Consider the following 16,992-nt stretch of genomic DNA (forward strand, 5'->3'; position numbering starts at 1 on the left):
CTGCTTACTTGATTGGTAAGTTTTGTGGCAGTTGATAAAGTCCTTGGCGCTCTAAAAAGCTGATCCAATCTTGTTCTGAACCCTGAAATACATTGAGATCCACCAAGGTTGGTATGCCTTTAATTTGACCTTGGCTGGTGTGTTGCCAAAAAGTCCATTTCGGATTGCCTTTGAGCTCAGGCTGGCTTTGATATTCACGAATCCAAAGGGGAGTTTGTTTAAATTCATCGACCAAAACAATATTATAAAATGCTTTAGAAGTATAAAAAATGGGTTGCAAACCATAGTGTTGATACAGTTGGTCGTGCATGACCTGAATTTCTTTGAGCAGCTGTTCTCTGGTATAGGTATTGATACAGGTGCTGTCATATTCCAAATCAATCACAGGCGGCAAACTATCGGTTTTCTTCGGCACAGTTTCGATAAAGTTCTGCGCCTGAATCTGGCCATCACGGCATAAACGATAAAAATGATAAGCCCCGACCAAAAAGCCTTGTTCACGAGCTTTGAGCCAATTGTCCTGAAATTTACGGTCTTTGAAATCGCCCCCTTCAGTGGCTTTTAAATAAACGAATTTAAACTCTTGGGGAGAAATGGATTGCCATTGGATGTCGCCCTGATGATGAGACACATCAAAGCCTTTTATTGGATACTCTTGGGCAGATGCGACATTGTTCTGCAAGAAAAAATAGGTGATCCCGAGTCCGACACATAGCATCACTACACAGGCAAGTATGTAATAGGGGTATGAGGTTTTTGACGGCGTGGAAACTTTCTTTCTTGCGGACATGCTTTTGCAGGTATTGGTTTTTAGCTCATCATCATAGCTCGAATTTGCGGAACTGACCATGATGATTATGGTCAGTGAATGGCAGCACTTTGTATCTGTTATGAATCCACGGTATCTTTGGGGATGTGCCAGAAAATAGCTGCGGTTATCAGGTTAATACAGCCCAAAACAATTAAGGTGTTATGGAATGCCATGACGATGTGATCTGTACCCCAATATGCCGTAAAGACATTAACCAAAGTACCTGCTAGAGCCACACCAATACTCATCGACACCATCATGATCATTGACAAGAAACTGTTGCCACTGCTGGCATCTTGTTGCGGTAAATCTTTCAGCGTGAGGGTATTCATAGACACAAATTGCAGGGAGTTCAGCATACCAAAAACAAAGAAATGCAGCGCGCGCAGCCAGGTTGGGGTATCTGCGGTATTGAGGGCAAAACTGGCGATACATGCGCCGACCAATAAGGTGTTAACCAAAAGCACGTGGCGATAACCAAAGCGCTGAATCAAGTGACGAATGATGGGTTTGGATGCCAGTGAACCCAGCACGGTCGGAATCATTAAGAGTCCCGTCACAAAGGGTTCAAAACCGAAAGCCACTTGTAACATGAGTGGCATCAAAAAGGGCATAGCATTGCCACCGAGGCGAGCAAAGAAGTTACCTAAAATACCCACGGCATAAATGCGGTTACGAAACAGTTTACTGCGAAATAGCGCATTTTGATGCGTATGTGCATGATAGGCATACCAAAGCGCAGTCGCCAAGCTCAGCACAATCAGCCCCATACTCCACCATAAAGTCAGGTGCGGACTGGCAAAATTTTCAATCCCTAGAGATAGTCCTGCCATGGTGATCACCAACAGGATAAAACCCCAAAAGTCAAAATGCGGTACATTCTGCTCGGTGACATTCGGCATGGCTTTAAAGCTAATCAGGACCCCTAACAGTCCCATGGGGAGGTTAATCAGGAAAATCCAATGCCATGTACTGACTTCGACCAACCAGCCCCCGAGTGTTGGACCAATCAGAGGGCCAATTAGTCCCGCAAGGCTCATTAAACTCATGGCCGATAAGAACTGCGTCCGCGGAATGACCTTGAGCATAGCTAAACGGCCAACAGGGAGCAATAATGCACCACCTATGCCTTGTAGCACGCGATAGAACAATAATTCATTTAAACTTTCAGAAAAGCCACAGCCCAGCGAGGCAAGGGTAAAAATGATAATGGCACTGAAATAGGTATTGCGCACTCCAAAACGGTCGGCGAGCCAACCACTCAGGGGAATACAGGCAGCAACGGCAAGCACATAGGCCACTATCACGCTATGCATTTGCAGCGGGTCTTCATTCAAACTGGCTGCCATAGCCGGTAGAGCGGTATTCACAATGGTGGTATCTAAGCCTTGCATAAAAAAGCCAATCGAGACCAGAAGTACCAAAAGACGGTACTCAGGAGCGAGTGCTTGATGGGTCGGCGTTTGGTTCATAGATACAACAAAGTGAAATTTTTAAACAGTTTAGCTTAATTTAAGTTGGACTGTTGTTGCGAATGTGCATTTATCACATGCCATCAAATTGACATCTCTACGTCATGTGTTTGCAACGCGTACGTCATACATTGGTCAAATTTGAATCGATATTTAGATCATGATCAATAAAACATATAGTGCTGTCTTTTTAGCATGCATGGGGTTGGGCTTAGCGGGGTGTAATGACAGCGATGATGCGCAAACCATCACATCACCGCCTGTGGTAGAGGAAGTTACACCGAATAGTATTGAACTGGTTCATCTTGCAAGTTATGAATCGGGGATATTTGGACAGAGTGCAGCTGAAATCCCCGCTTATGATGCTGCGAGTAAGCGTCTGTTCGTGGTGAATGCACAAAAAGGTATGGTCGATGTTTTAGATTTTTCCCAACCAGCGCAGCCGACATATATCCAATCTTTGGATGCCAAAACTTATTTAGCCAATTCCGAAGTGAATAGTGTCGCGGTGCATAATGGCATCGTGGCGCTTGCTGTTCAGGCTGAGGATAAAACCCAAACCGGTATTGTGGCTTTTTTTAAAGCACAGGATCTTTCCTTTATCAGCCAAGTCAACGTGGGAGCTTTGCCAGATATGTTGACCTTCACGCCTGATGGTCGAAAAGTACTGGTAGCGAATGAAGCGGAACCGAATGAAGGGTATCAAGTCGATCCCGAAGGTTCCGTCAGCATTATTGATATTTCAGATATTCAAAAACCAACAGCAACTATTGCGGGCTTCCACGCATGGAATGACCGTAAACAAGACTTATTAGATGCAGGCATTCGAATTTTTGGCCCAGACATCAGTCAATACCCAAATGTTGCTAACGTAGGTATTCAAACGACCACCGTTGCACAAGACCTAGAGCCTGAGTACATCGCAGTCAGTGCTGATGGTAAAAAAGCATGGGTTAGTTTGCAGGAAAACAATGCGATTGGAGTTTTAGACCTAGAAAAAAATCAATTTTTTGACCTTTTCCCGATGGGCTACAAGGACCATAGCTTGCCTGAAAATGCCTTGGATGGAAGTGACCGTGACTGTGCTATTGGTCAAGACTCTTTGGGACGTAGTATTACAGAATGTGCAAAAGATGCAGGCATGATTAATATTAGTTCTTGGCCAGGACTATATGGCATGTATATGCCTGATGCCATTGCACAATATCAAGCCAACGGCAAAACCTATTTGGTCACGGCCAATGAGGGGGATGCCCGTGAATGGCTAAGGGATGAAGCCAAATACTTTGAAGGCGGGGACTTAAATGCTGGTTATGCTGAAGAGATACGCATCAAACATTTGTTTAAAAAAGCAGGTTTTGACGCCAAAGGTGATTATGCCGCGCATTTACGTCAACTTGCACCGGGTGTGAAAGGGGCAAAATTAAACCCCGAGGTGTTTAAACCTTGTCAAACGGCTGATGCAACAGAAGTCTGTGCGGACAATTTAATTAAAGATTCACAAATTGGACGTTTGACCATTAGTTGGACGCAAGGTTATCAAAAAGATCCACTAACAGGTCTGCCGGAGCTAGATGAAAATGGTCGTCTGACTTATGACAAATTATACGCCTATGGTGGTCGTTCGGTGAGTATTGTCGACCCTGAAACCAAACAGATTGTATGGGACTCGGGGAGTGAGTTTGAGCAAAAAATTGCGGAGCTGTTCCCAGAGCAATTTAATAGCAATCATGAAGCATTTAAATTTGATGACCGTAGTGACAATAAAGGCCCTGAACCTGAAGGTGTGACTTTGGGTAAAATTGGTGAAAAGACCTTTGCCTTTATTGGACTTGAGCGTGCCAGTGGCATCATAGTGTATGACATTAGCAACCCGAATCAGGCTAAATTTGTTCAGTATCTGAACCATCGCAACACCACGGAAACAGAAGTCACGAAGCAAGGTGACTTAGGCCCAGAAGGTTTGATTTTCATCGCGGCGAAGAATTCACCCAATGGTCACCCGCTGTTGGTGGTGGGAAATGAAGTCAGTGGTAGTACAGCGGTTTATGAAGTCAAACTCAATTAAAAAACTGAGTTTTGAATTTGAAAAAAGAGCACTACGGTGCTCTTTTTTATGGCGCTACAAAAAATATATGACAAGGATGTCATGAAAATGAAATAAAACAGTCATAATCTTTGGCAAACGTCCAAGGGCACTGTCTTGGAATAAATTATTCAAAAGGTTGGTTTTATGACAATCGAAATTTTGATGGTGATAGGCTTCTGTTTAGCCGCTTATTCTATCGTCGGAAATGATGTGCCACAGACATTAGGTACGTTTATTTCATCCAATGCACACCGTCCATGGTGGGTGCTTTGGCTCTTTATCAGCAGCATTTTGGTGGTGGTGTTGATTTATGGTTGGTATGCATCCGGTGTGGGTGATGCATCATATGGCCGTTTAGAAACGATCCCTTTTCCTGAGGGTGGGGTCACGTGGCTCTATATTGTGCCACCGATTTTACTGTTATTTTTAACCAAATACGGAATTCCCGTCAGTACCACTTTCTTGGTTTTAACCATTTTCTCGCCTGCAAGTTTAGGCTCGATGATGGTGAAATCGATGATGGGCTATGCGGTGGCCTTTGTGGTTGCGATTATTGTCTATCGTTTTGTAATGCGCCAAGTCGCAAAGTATTTTGCGAAAACCCGTAATCAAGAACCGTCGCATATTTGGATTGGGCTACAGTGGGTCTCTACGGCTTTTCTGTGGAGTCAGTGGCTGATTCAAGATTTGGCCAATATTTTCGTCTATGTACCCCGTCAAGTGCCGTTTTCATTTTTACTGTTTGCCATCACGGTCTTTGTGGTGTTGTTGGCGGTGATTTTGTACCAGCGTGGTGGTGCGATTCAGAAGATTGTTGATACCAAAACAGGTGTTACCGATATTCGTGCAGCAACCATTATTGACTTTATGTATGCCCTGATTTTATTGGTCTTCAAAGAGTGGAGCAATATTCCAATGAGTACCACATGGGTATTCTTAGGTTTACTTGCAGGTCGTGAGTTTGCAATGTCGATGATTTTTGATGAAGTGAACAAACACCGCACTTCGCGTAACGTCAGTAAAGATGCGATGAAATTGATGTTTGGTTTAGCCATGTCCGTGATTCTGGCGACCACACTGCCGTGGTTCTATAACTTTGTCACCCATTATGGGCAATAACCGCACATGTTAAAAAAGCGAGCTCTAGGCTCGCTTTTTTATGGCATTAAGAACAGGATTTAAATAGCGAAGTGCGCTGGGCTGCCGAGGTTGGCAATGGCTGAATAAATCTGTTCAGCATGGTTGCACACAATCAGTTTTGCGCGGTGCTGTGGCGGTAGAAAACCTTCTTCTACTGCATGATCCAACTGGGCAATCAGTGCGTCATAGAAACCATTGACGTTATAAATCATCATCGGCTTTTGGTGTTGGTTCAGTTGTCCCCAGGTTGCCACTTCTAAAATTTCTTCAAAAGTGCCTAAACCACCGGGTAGTGCGACAAAGGCGCTTGCACGTTCGGCCATTAAGGCTTTGCGCTCATGCATGGTTTGTACAACATGTAATTCGGTCAGTTGGTGATGCGCAATTTCATAATCCAGCATAAATTCTGGAATGACGCCGACTGCTTCACCGCCGTGGCTAATCATGGCATCGGCCACTTGTCCCATGAGGCCAATGCTGGCCCCCCCATAAACCAGACCAAAACCCTGTTTAGCTAAACCTTGTGCCAGTGCAATCGCTTTTTCTTGATAAATCGGTTTATTGCCTGAACGAGAACCGCAATAAAGTGCGATCAGAGGTTGAGTGGTTTGAACATTTACTTGAGTGTTGAGAGAGGATATTTTTAATTCACTATTCATGGCGTATGTTTTTACCTTTTGCTTTATCTACTTTTTCTCTCTTAGTTTAAGCAAGAAATGTGACGGCAAGCTGTATTTAATCTAACAATCGGGTAATAATTTGTTAAATCTTTTAAAACAGTGCGCTTTTGAAAAAAAGATGAATTTCATGTAGATCTTGCCTATACTTATTTCCTGTTTTACAACACAAGAACGAACATGGGTAGTGGTAGTTGTCGCTCAAGACATCTTCAGTTTTCCGAAAAAAAATTACAGCCATTGGTGCTGAATCTTCCTTTTCATCCGCTTAAGTTGCGTTATGCACCATATATTTCCCCTCGACAGGAGCAGATCACATGATATTTGAATGGATGTCTGATCCTTCTGCGTGGGTAGGATTACTCACCTTAGTGGTGCTGGAAATTGTGCTGGGGATTGATAACTTGGTTTTTATTGCGATTTTGGCGGAGAAACTTCCACCAGAACAACGCAATACGGCTCGAGTTGTTGGTTTGATCCTTGCCCTCTTAATGCGTTTGGTGCTGTTGGCCTCAATTGCTTGGGTGGTGACACTTACCGAGCCGCTGTTCCATATCTTCGATCATCCTTTCTCAGGACGGGACTTGATTCTTCTGTTTGGTGGGGTGTTCTTATTGTTTAAAGGTACTATGGAACTGCATGAACGCATTGACGCCAAAGTGGTTCAGAAAGAAGAAAGTCCAGCCAATGCTGTGTTTTGGATGGTGATCGTTCAGATTGTAGTTTTGGATGCTGTGTTTTCCTTAGACTCGGTGATTACCGCAGTCGGTATGGTTAAACACCTGTCTGTGATGATGATTGCGGTGATTATCGCCGTGGGCATTATGCTGTGGGCATCGAAAGCCTTGATGGAATTTGTCAACAAACATCCGACCGTGGTGATTTTGTGTCTCGGCTTCTTGATGATGATCGGTTTCTCTTTGATTGTAGAAGGCTTTGGTTTCCATATTCCAAAAGGCTACTTATATGCCGCGATTGGTTTCTCGGTGATTGTTGAATTCATCAACCAAACCATGCGCCGTAATCAAGAGAAAATGGTCACCACCACAGATCTTCGCTATAAAACTGCGTCTGCGGTACTGCGAATGTTGGGCGGTAAAAGTAGTGATCATGCCTCTGAGCCTGAAGATGTACTGGCAACTCGCGCTTATGCGGATGAAGTGTTTGATCCTGAAAATGGGGTCTATCATAGTGTCTTGGTACAAGGGGTGCTGGGTTTGTCTGAACGTCCTGTGAAGTCCGTGATGACCCCACGTCCAGAGTTGGAGTGGATTGATTTAGAGGATGAAGAAGCTTCTATCAAATCACAGCTACTCAGCATTACGCATTCGCGTTTAATTGTGGCACGGGGCGAGTTAGACAACATCGCTGGTGTGGTACTGACCCATAAAGTTTTGAATGAATATATTGAAACGGGTGTACTCGATTTTGATAAACATTTACGTGAACCTGTGATTGTGCATGAAAATGCGCAAGTCCTGATGGTGATGGAGCAATTGCGTCAAGCACCGTTGCAAATGGCTTTGGTCTTGAACGAGTATGGCTCGATTGAAGGGATTGCCACGCCGATTGATGTATTAGAGGCGATTGCAGGGGAGTTCCCCGATGAAGATGCTGAAGACAATGTGGCTGAAAGTTTAGAAGATGGTAGCCTGATGCTCGATGGCTCCACTGATATTCGCCATGTGTCGTTATTGTTGGATCGTGATTTGGTCGACGAGTCCGATCAGTACTCAACCTTGTCAGGCTATATCCTCTTTCATTTAGGCCGTTTACCCGAAAATGGCTCTAGCCTTGAAGCAGATGGTTGTATTTTTGAAGTGGTGACGATGGATGGGCACAAAATTGAAAAAGTACATGTGATTCCAAAGTCGGATCTGCACAAGGAATCATCTTAAAACAAACCTTAATCTGGTTTGAACAGGTTAAAATAGCTCGCAATGTAGAGCTATTTTTTCTGGAAAAATCATGAGTAATGTTGAGTGTCCATGTGGGCAGGGTGAATATGAAAAGTGCTGTCAGCCTTTGCACTTGAGACAAAGCCGTGCGCAGAGCGCTGCTCAACTTATGCGCTCACGTTATAGTGCTTTTGCCAAACAGCAAATTGATTACATTGTGCAAACCACAGCGTTGGGGCAGCAACAGGCTCTAGATGTTGCAGCAATTGCAGAGTGGAGTCGAAGCAACCAATGGTTGAAGTTAGACGTCGTACAGGCTAAGGAAAAACTCGATAAAAACCATGCCATGGTCGAGTTCAAGGCCCATTATCACGATGGCACATCGCCACAGATACATCATGAAATTTCACATTTTGTGAAATATGCAGAGGCATGGTATTTTTTAGATCCAACCATTGAAATGCAAATCACCATGAAACAAGCGTGCATCTGCGGTTCAGGGAAAAAATTTAAACAATGTTGTGCACAATTTTTATAATTTTAAGCAAATTTGGCTTAGAATAGCGCGCATCAATTAGCCTATATGGAATCCAGGCGATGTTACTCACTATTATTTATATTATAGCGATCACAGCAGAGGCAATGACAGGTGCACTGTCGGCGGGTCGGCGTAGTATGGATTGGTTTGGTGTGGTGATTATTGCCTGTGTCACAGCACTGGGTGGTGGTTCTGTCCGCGATGTGTTGTTGGGACATTATCCGCTGACTTGGGTCAAGCATCCTGAATATTTGATGCTGACCTGTTTTGCTGCTTTTATGACGATTTTGATTGCCAAGTGGATGCGCCATTTACGTAATATCTTCTTGGTGCTCGATGCTCTGGGCCTGATCGGTTTTACCATCATCGGCTGTCAAATTGCCTTAGAAATGGGACATGGTTTTGTGGTGTCTGCGGTCGCAGGAGTTCTGACAGGGGTATCGGGCGGTATCTTACGTGATATTTTGTGTAATGACGTGCCTTTGGTCTTCCGCCGTGAACTGTATGCCAGTATTTCTTTTGTCGCGGTGATTTTCTATTGGGGCTGCATTCAGCTCGGTTTATCACTTGAGCTGACCGTGATTTCGACTTTGATCTTTGGTTTTAGCTTACGTCTAATCGCGATTTACTTTGGCTTAGAAATGCCAAAATTCATTTATCAAGACGATGATGAGCAATCTGCTTCCTCGAAAGATGCCAGCTAAAATAGCAGTGATTTGACTGCCTTATTTGTATAAAAAAGCACATAATGATAAAGCCTGTTGAGGAAGCAGCCCGCTATCTTTTTCCCGCTTTAGAGGCCGAGCTATGGATTTAGTTTCTCGCATACAACGCTTACCGATCGGTAAATTTCACTACACCTTGTTGTGGGTCATTGGCTTGGGCTGGATGTTCGATGCGATGGACACGGGGCTGATTTCTTTTATTTTGGCAAAAATGGCCGAAGACTGGCACATGAGTCCAACCGAGAAAGGTTGGGTGGTTTCCATTGGCTTTGTCGGAATGGCGATTGGTGCGGTGTGCTCAGGTGGTCTGGCCGATCGTATTGGGCGTAAAACAGTTTTTGCCGCGACCCTAGTGATTTACAGTTTAGCGACGGCAGCCTGTGCCTTTGCCCCGAACTTAACGTGGTTGTTGGTGTTTCGTTTTATTGTGGGTTTAGGCTTAGGTGGACAGTTGCCAGTAGCGGTGACCTTGGTCAGTGAGTATATTCCTGCACAGGTACGTGGGCGTTTTATTGTTCTGCTAGAGAGTTTTTGGGGTCTAGGTTGGCTTTGCGCTGCATTGGTGGCGTATTTTGTGATTCCAAAATTTGGCTGGCACATGGCTTTTTTGATGGGCGGGATTCCTGCACTGTACGCCATTGTGATTTGGTTCAAAGTGCCTGAGTCAATTCCTTATCTCATCAACCGTGGCCGTATTGTGGAAGCCCATGCTTTAGTGCAGCAGATTGAACGTCAATGCGGTGTGGAAGTGATTGAACATATCATCGTTAAACCAGTGGCAGAAAAAAAGAATGTGTCTTTTACCCAGCTCTGGTCGGGGGCATTTGCACGTAGAACCTTGATGTTATGGCTGATTTGGTTTGGTATTGTTTATTCGTATTATGGCATTTTTACATGGTTGCCCAGTTTGCTGGTGAAGCAGGGATATAGCATTGTTCAGTCTTTTGAATACGTACTGGTGATGATTTTGGCACAGCTGCCAGGCTATGTGGCCGCAGCATGGCTGGTCGAAAAGCTGGGACGTAAAGTAACCTTGGCTGGTTTTATTGGCATGTGTGCAGTTTCCGCGTATTTCTTTGGTCAAGCTGATACTGTGAGCATGATCATGTTCTGGGGCTGCCTGATGTCATTCTTTAACCTCGGTGCATGGGGGGTGTTGTATACCTATACCCCAGAGCAATATCCAACCAATATCCGGGCTTTTGGTTCGGGCTGGGCATCAGCCATTGGCCGTATGGGCGGCATTGTCGCACCGATGGTGGTGACGCATATGATGGTACAGAGCAATGGATTTAGTGCGATTTTCATGATGTTTACCGCAGTATTGCTTGCGGTGGCAGCGGTAATTTTGATTTTGGGTGAAGAGACCAAAGGCAAAACATTGGAAGAAATTGGACTGTAATTTAGTTCGCGCTGAAGATTGAGCGTCTGATGTGCTGAGACTCTCAGTCTCCAGTAAATCTCAAGATAAAATCTAGATGATGGATCTGAAAATAACCAATAACCAGATCCAACTCAGCTATAAGAATTCAATTGCTCGGCCAAAACGTAGCCTCTCAGCGTTGTATTTTGATAAAAGTTAGCCCCGTGCATGATGAGGCTATTTAAAATAGCTGCGACTTGATTGATGCAATCTATCCAATTGGTTGTGTCGCATTTTGGGCGAGGATGACCCGATTTTTTGTCGATCGTATCGATCAAGTTGAGTGGGCTGAAGTTGCTTAACCATTTTCATTGATGAGCAGAGATGAACACAGGAACTGAACTTCAAAAATAATTAGTTGCTCATTTTAAAAAAAATGGATAATTTTACGACACTAGGAACATCTAAAGACGCAATTTGTCGTAGTGGTGTACGCTTTCACTTGTATAGGCAGAGCCTGCGACATAGCATAAGAACTTAAACAAAAAACGATTAATTAGGATGACAGGTTGTTATGACGAACCTTGCGCATCAAGCGACAGAAAACCGTTCCGTAGCAGAATTTACTGAACAAGCATATCTCAATTACGCCATGTACGTGATCATGGATCGTGCCTTGCCGCATATCAGCGATGGTTTAAAACCTGTACAACGCCGTATTGTGTATGCCATGAGTGAATTGGGGCTGAAACACAGCGGTAAACCCAAAAAATCTGCGCGTACCGTCGGCGATGTGCTCGGTAAGTATCACCCGCATGGTGATTCGGCCTGCTATGAAGCCATGGTGCTGATGGCGCAGCCTTTTAGTTATCGTTATCCATTTATTGAAGGTCAAGGTAACTGGGGTTCTCCCGATGATCCGAAATCATTCGCTGCGATGCGTTATACCGAAGCCAAATTATCTCAGTATAGTGAAGTACTTTTGTCTGAACTGGGACAGGGAACTTGTGACTGGCAGGATAACTTTGATGGTTCGATGAAAGAGCCTGTGACTTTACCTGCACGTATTCCGAATATTTTGTTAAATGGCACTACGGGCATTGCGGTTGGTATGGCTACGGACATTCCACCACACAACCTGCGTGAAGTCGTGAAAGGCACCATTGCCTTAATTCGTAATCCAAATCTAGGCGATGAAAAAGTTGCAGAATATATTCCTGCACCCGATTTGCCGACCAGAGCAGAAATTATTACGCCACCTGAAGAGCTGTTAAAAATACAAAGCACAGGTCGCGGCAGTTACCGTATGCGTTCGGTGTATCGCATCGAAAAAAATGAAATTGTGATCACGGACTTGCCTTATCAAGTGTCAGGCTCGAAAGTTATTTCGCAAATTGCAGATCAAATGCAGGCGAAAAAACTGCCTTTGGTAAGCGATGTACGAGATGAATCGGATCATCAAAACCCAACCCGTTTGGTAATCGTACTGCGCTCAAATCGGATTGATGCTGAAGCGGTAATGAGTCACCTTTTTGCCACCACCGATCTTGAGTCGAGTTATCGGGTCAATATGAACATGATTGGTGCGGATGGCCGTCCACAAGTGAAATCGATTCGTCGTATTTTGCTGGAGTGGATTGAAATTCGAAAGGAAACTGTTACCCGTCGTCTGCAATATCACCTGAATAAAATTGAAAAACGTTTACATATTTTGGGCGGTTTGATTATTGCCTATTTAAATATTGATGAAGTGATTCGTATTATTCGTGAAGAAGAACAGCCCAAAGCGGAGTTGATGTCACGTTTTAATATTGATGACATTCAGGCCGAAGCCATTTTAGAACTCAAGTTGCGTCATTTGGCCCGACTTGAAGAAATGGAAATGCGCCGTGAGCAAGAAGAGTTAGAGGCCAAAGCTGCACTGATTCGTGAACAGTTGGCTAATCCTGAGTCTTTAAAGACTTTAATCATCAATGAACTCAAAGATGATGCGAAAAAATATGGCGATGACCGTCGTTCACCAATCGTGCATCGAGCAGAAGCGACGGCGATGAGTGAGCAAGATTTCATGCCTGCTGATCCTGTGACCGTGGTCTTGTCTGAAGCAGGGTGGATTCGCTCAGCCAAAGGTCATGAAGTTGATGCCGAAAACTTGAACTTTCGTGCGGGCGATCAATACCTCAGTCATGCGCAAGGCAAATCGAATCAGCGCGTGTATGTATTGGATGAGTCAGGACGTAGTTATGCCCTAGCCATTAATAGCCTACCGTCCGCGCGTGGTCTGGGAGAACCGTTGAGTTCAAAATTGTCCCCAGCCAGTGGTATTGGTTTTAAACAAGTCTTTATTGCTGATGATGAAGCCGAAGTCATAGCACTAAGTAGTAAAGGGTATGGTTTTAAAACACAGGCAAAACAGTTAGATACCAATGCAAAAGCAGGGAAAGCCTTCTTAACTTTACCTGAAAAAGCCACAGTCATGCCGTTAACCAGTGTTGATCAAGCTACCCATTTGGCATTATTGACCTCAACGGGTCGTTTGTTGATTTTAGAGTTGTCAGAGTTACCTATTTTGAATAAAGGTAAAGGTAATAAATTGATACAACTTGAAGAGAAAGATCAAATTGTATTCATGACAAGATTAACGCTAGATGAAATACTGCAAGTCGTTGCAGGACAGCAGCAATTAAAATTGAAGGGTGATGACTTGCAAAAATACATAGGCAAAAGAGCATCAAAAGGGCAGTTATTACCACGTGGTTATCAAAAAGCAAATAAACTGTTAGTTCAGAGATAAAACTAGCATCCATTGATCAAAATACGTTATATATGGTATGTATGCGGGAAATGGATGCAGTATTAAGCAACAGAAGTTAAATAAAGAGCGCTTAATATTGAGAACAATAGTTGAAATTTAAGGATTACTGATAGGAGAATCGGGCGATATGGAAAAAATTTGGTTCGCAGAATACCAAAAAATGGGGATTCCAGAGACTGTAGAATTGCCACCAGAAAACACGTCATTAGTCGATGTTTTTGAACGAAATTTCCAAAAATTTGGCTCTCGTGATGCTTTTATTTTTATGGATAAAGTGCTCACTTTTAATGAGTTAGAGGAAGCAAGCCGTAAATTTGCAACGTATTTACAAAGTTTGGGTCTAGCAAAAGGCTCACGTGTCGCTGTGATGATGCCGAACGTTCTTCAGTATCCTATCGTTGCTTTGGGTGTATTCCGTGCAGGTTTAGTATTGGTTAACGTCAATCCACTGTATACCGCGCGTGAACTTGAACATCAGTTAAATGACTCGGGTTCAGAAGTTTTAGTGATCATCGAAAACTTTGCCTCTGTTTATCAAGCGATTAATGGTAAAACCCCAGTTAAACATGTTGTGATTGCCTCTGTAGGTGACATGTTGGGTGCATTAAAAGGCACCCTGGTGAACTTTGTATTACGTTCTGTGCGTAAGCAAATTCCAGCATGGAATATTCCTGGCCATATTCGCTTTAATGCGGCAATGTCGAAAGTTAGTGCGAGTAACTATAAGCGCCCGAACTTAACGTTAAGTGACACAGCAGTGCTTCAGTACACTGGCGGCACTACAGGGGTATCTAAAGGTGCAGAACTGACGCATCGCAACCTTGTGGCGAACATGTTGCAGTGTGACGGTATTTTCCAAAGTAAATTTGGTGCACAAGATGGTCAACCTGATGACCGCATTTTCTGTGCCTTACCGCTATATCATATTTTTGCGTTCATGGTGTGTGCGATGTACGGCATGTACAAAGGCCAAGCCAACGTTTTGATTCCAAACCCGCGTGATTTACCTGCGGTGATGAAAGAATTACGTAAATATCAACCGTCATTCTTCCCAGCAGTGAATACACTATTCAATGCTTTAGTGAACAATGAAGAGTTTAAGCAACTCGACCACAGCAAATTGAAAATGGCGATGGGCGGTGGTATGGCTGTGCTTCCTTCTACAGCAGAAGCGTGGAAGCGAATTACTGGAACCAACATCATTGAAGGTTACGGCCTATCTGAAACTTCACCTGTGGCAACGGCAAATCCGCCAGCGTCAGAAGAATTTAGCGGCACAATTGGTATTCCATTGCCATTAACTGAAGTTGCAATTTTGGATGATGACGGTAAGGAAGTTGCACTGGGTGAACAAGGTGAGATTTCAATCCGTGGTCCACAAGTAATGCGTGGCTATTGGAATCGTGCAGATGAAACAGCTAAAGTGATGACTGAAGATGGTTTCTTCCGTACGGGTGACATTGGTGTCATGGACGCTCGCGGCTATGTGAAAATTGTAGACCGTAAGAAAGACATGATTTTGGTGTCAGGCTTTAACGTTTACCCTTCAGAAATCGAAGAAGTGGTTTCAAAGCATCCTAAAGTATTGGAAGTCGCTGCCATTGGTGTACCTGATGAAAAATCAGGTGAAGTACCAAAACTCTTTGTGGTGAAGAAAGATCCATCTTTAACTACAGAAGAAGTCTTGGCCTTTGCGAAAGAGAACTTAACGGGTTACAAACGTCCGCGTTATGTTGAATTTTTGGATGAATTGCCAAAATCAAACGTAGGTAAAATCCTACGTAAAGATTTACGTAAAACAGCATAAGTTGAGTTCAAAAAAAGCGCCGAATGGCGCTTTTTTTTATTTATATTTTTAGTTTTTCATTAGCCAACGGTCGATATAGGGACGGCCAATGCCCAAGATGCCAACAAAGGTCAGCATCGTACCGCACTGACGACTAAAGGCTGGGAAAGCAAAACTACCAAAACTCAGGACATTATCGATCAGACAATAGACGGTCACTGCAAGCAACCAAGACCATAGGTTCTGACGTTTAATCCCGACCATCCAAAATGCAATGATCAGCATGACCAGTGTGCCAAGAGTCGAACCAATATTCATATTGGCACAAATGACCGCCAATAAAAATGCAGTAACGGGAAGCACAATCTTTAAAACACGATCCACGTGGCGTTGATGTTGACGCTGAATTTCGAGCACGTCGAACATTTCTTTTTGATCAGGGCTAGCCATGCAGGAGTCTCATTGGGAAATTATAAAAACACTATAATTTAACCAAATTTATCCTCGGAATGCCATGCTATGATAGCCGTCGAAATGATCTTGATGAGAAAAAACCAATGCAAAGCATTAGCGGGATTATTTATCTCATTTTAATTGCTTGTTTACTACCGTACGTATTTACAATCATTGCTAAAAAAACAGCAGGATTTCGCGCCAAAGATAATCAACATCCGCGTGAATTTCTCGCCAAGACGACTGGTCTGGCAGCACGTGCCAATGCGGCACAGCAAAATAGCTTTGAGAGTTTACCCTTATTTATTGCCGCTATCTTAATGGCTGAATATATGGTGATTCCGCAAGTGGTCACCATGACGTTTGGTATTGCCTATCTTGTCTTTCGTGTGGTGTATGGGATTTGCTATTTGGCCAACTGGTCGACGCTTCGATCGATCGTTTGGCTGTTGTCACTGCTTTGTCCTATTTGTTTATTATTGTTGGTCATTCGACTAACGATGGGCTAAGTGCGAAACATATATATTTTCACCCAGTGGATGTATAATCGCAGAAATATTTTTTTCTCAAAAACCGTTATAATCGATGCGGTTTTTTAAAAAGATTTAACTTGTTAAAGAGTGATGTTATGAGCTACAGCAATATCCCTGCGGGTAAAGATGCACCGAACGATATCTACGTGATCATCGAAATTCCTGCAAATGCAGCACCAATCAAATATGAAATTGATAAAGATTCGGATGCGCTTTTTGTAGATCGTTTCATGGGTACAGCAATGTTCTACCCAGCGAACTATGGTTATGTACCAAACACCTTGTCTGAAGATGGTGATCCATTAGATGTACTTGTTGTAACGCCACATCCAGTTGAACCAGGCTCAGTAATTCGTTGCCGTCCTGTGGGTAAATTGAACATGGAAGATGACGGTGGTATCGATGCGAAATTGATCGCAGTTCCACATGACAAGTTAACGCCAATTTATAAAGACGTGAAAGAATATACCGATCTTCCACCTTTACTGATTCAACAAGTTGAACACTTCTTCGCTCACTATAAAGACTTAGAGCCAGGGAAGTGGGTTAAATTAACAGGTTGGGAAGGTTCTGAAGTTGCTAAGCAAGAAGTGTTGAAAGCAATCGAAGCTGCTAAAAAATAATTTTGAAAAAATAAAGCCTGATTTTATTACCCTAAAATCAGGCTCATAAAAAAACCGCCATTCAATTGA

Annotated in this window: 14 protein-coding genes; 10 read left to right on the plus strand and 4 right to left on the minus strand. The window is 43.5% G+C overall.

All coding sequences use genetic code 11. From position 1 onward, the window contains the following. Positions 1 to 4: 4 nt before the first annotated feature. Together HUK62_RS02310 and mdtD are read right to left on the minus strand one after the other, a co-directional pair. A complete protein-coding gene (locus HUK62_RS02310) occupies positions 5 to 718 on the minus strand; it encodes a GH25 family lysozyme (protein WP_176538432.1) in 714 nt (237 codons plus the stop codon). Positions 719 to 888: 170 nt separating this feature from the next. Continuing rightward, positions 889 to 2,283 (minus strand): multidrug transporter subunit MdtD, encoded by a 1,395-nt coding sequence (gene mdtD / locus HUK62_RS02315; protein ID WP_176536986.1) that lies wholly within the window; start codon positions 2,281 to 2,283, stop codon positions 889 to 891. 160 nt (positions 2,284 to 2,443) lie between these two features. Here mdtD and HUK62_RS02320 point away from each other — a divergent pair, with 160 nt between their 5' ends. Both HUK62_RS02320 and HUK62_RS02325 read left to right on the plus strand, forming a co-directional pair. Then, the gene (locus tag HUK62_RS02320) at positions 2,444 to 4,351 is read left to right on the plus strand and encodes a choice-of-anchor I family protein (RefSeq protein ID WP_176536987.1); all 1,908 of its coding nucleotides are present in this window, start codon (positions 2,444 to 2,446) and stop codon (positions 4,349 to 4,351) included. A gap of 165 nt (positions 4,352 to 4,516) precedes the next feature. Beyond that, positions 4,517 to 5,491: a hypothetical protein gene (locus tag HUK62_RS02325; protein ID WP_004978518.1), complete on the plus strand. Its 975-nt coding sequence runs from the start codon at positions 4,517 to 4,519 to the stop codon at positions 5,489 to 5,491. A 59-nt stretch (positions 5,492 to 5,550) separates the two neighbouring features. On the opposite strand, the gene HUK62_RS02330 is transcribed toward HUK62_RS02325, so the two are convergent. Next, positions 5,551 to 6,171 (minus strand): TIGR00730 family Rossman fold protein, encoded by a 621-nt coding sequence (locus tag HUK62_RS02330; RefSeq protein ID WP_176536988.1) that lies wholly within the window; start codon positions 6,169 to 6,171, stop codon positions 5,551 to 5,553. Between the two features lie 335 nt (positions 6,172 to 6,506). Between HUK62_RS02330 and HUK62_RS02335 the strand changes: the two genes are divergently transcribed. The 6 genes from HUK62_RS02335 (at position 6,507) to HUK62_RS02360 (ending at position 15,335) form a co-directional block, all read left to right on the plus strand. Further along, positions 6,507 to 8,087 carry a TerC family protein gene (locus HUK62_RS02335; protein ID WP_004978531.1) on the plus strand — a complete coding sequence of 527 codons (1,581 nt, stop codon included), beginning with the start codon at positions 6,507 to 6,509 and terminating at the stop codon, positions 8,085 to 8,087. A gap of 70 nt (positions 8,088 to 8,157) precedes the next feature. Next, positions 8,158 to 8,625, plus strand: coding sequence for a YchJ family protein (locus HUK62_RS02340; protein WP_176536989.1), 468 nt, complete (start codon positions 8,158 to 8,160; stop codon positions 8,623 to 8,625). A gap of 59 nt (positions 8,626 to 8,684) precedes the next feature. Beyond that, entirely contained in the window at positions 8,685 to 9,329 is a 645-nt protein-coding gene (locus tag HUK62_RS02345; RefSeq protein ID WP_004692884.1) for a trimeric intracellular cation channel family protein, read from the plus strand. Between the two features lie 103 nt (positions 9,330 to 9,432). After that, positions 9,433 to 10,752, plus strand: a complete 1,320-nt coding sequence (locus tag HUK62_RS02350) for an MFS transporter (protein ID WP_176536990.1) — start codon at positions 9,433 to 9,435, stop codon at positions 10,750 to 10,752. Positions 10,753 to 11,287: 535 nt separating this feature from the next. Beyond that, positions 11,288 to 13,507 (plus strand): DNA topoisomerase IV subunit A, encoded by a 2,220-nt coding sequence (gene parC, locus HUK62_RS02355; protein WP_176536991.1) that lies wholly within the window; start codon positions 11,288 to 11,290, stop codon positions 13,505 to 13,507. A gap of 148 nt (positions 13,508 to 13,655) precedes the next feature. After that, a complete protein-coding gene (locus tag HUK62_RS02360; protein WP_176536992.1) occupies positions 13,656 to 15,335 on the plus strand; it encodes an AMP-binding protein in 1,680 nt (559 codons plus the stop codon). A 48-nt stretch (positions 15,336 to 15,383) separates the two neighbouring features. Here the strand turns inward: HUK62_RS02360 and HUK62_RS02365 are convergent, their stop codons facing one another. Beyond that, positions 15,384 to 15,764 carry a hypothetical protein gene (locus HUK62_RS02365; protein WP_004692879.1) on the minus strand — a complete coding sequence of 127 codons (381 nt, stop codon included), beginning with the start codon at positions 15,762 to 15,764 and terminating at the stop codon, positions 15,384 to 15,386. A gap of 107 nt (positions 15,765 to 15,871) precedes the next feature. On the opposite strand from HUK62_RS02365, the gene HUK62_RS02370 reads away from it, so the two are divergent. Next, positions 15,872 to 16,276 (plus strand): MAPEG family protein, encoded by a 405-nt coding sequence (locus tag HUK62_RS02370; RefSeq protein WP_005401007.1) that lies wholly within the window; start codon positions 15,872 to 15,874, stop codon positions 16,274 to 16,276. 119 nt (positions 16,277 to 16,395) lie between these two features. Then, on the plus strand, positions 16,396 to 16,923 hold the full coding sequence (gene ppa / locus HUK62_RS02375; protein WP_058868713.1) for an inorganic diphosphatase: 528 nt from the start codon (positions 16,396 to 16,398) through the stop codon (positions 16,921 to 16,923). Positions 16,924 to 16,992: the final 69 nt, after the last annotated feature.

Source organism: Acinetobacter sp. NEB 394 (assembly GCF_013374795.1).
Classification (GTDB): Bacteria; Pseudomonadota; Gammaproteobacteria; order Pseudomonadales; family Moraxellaceae; genus Acinetobacter; species Acinetobacter johnsonii.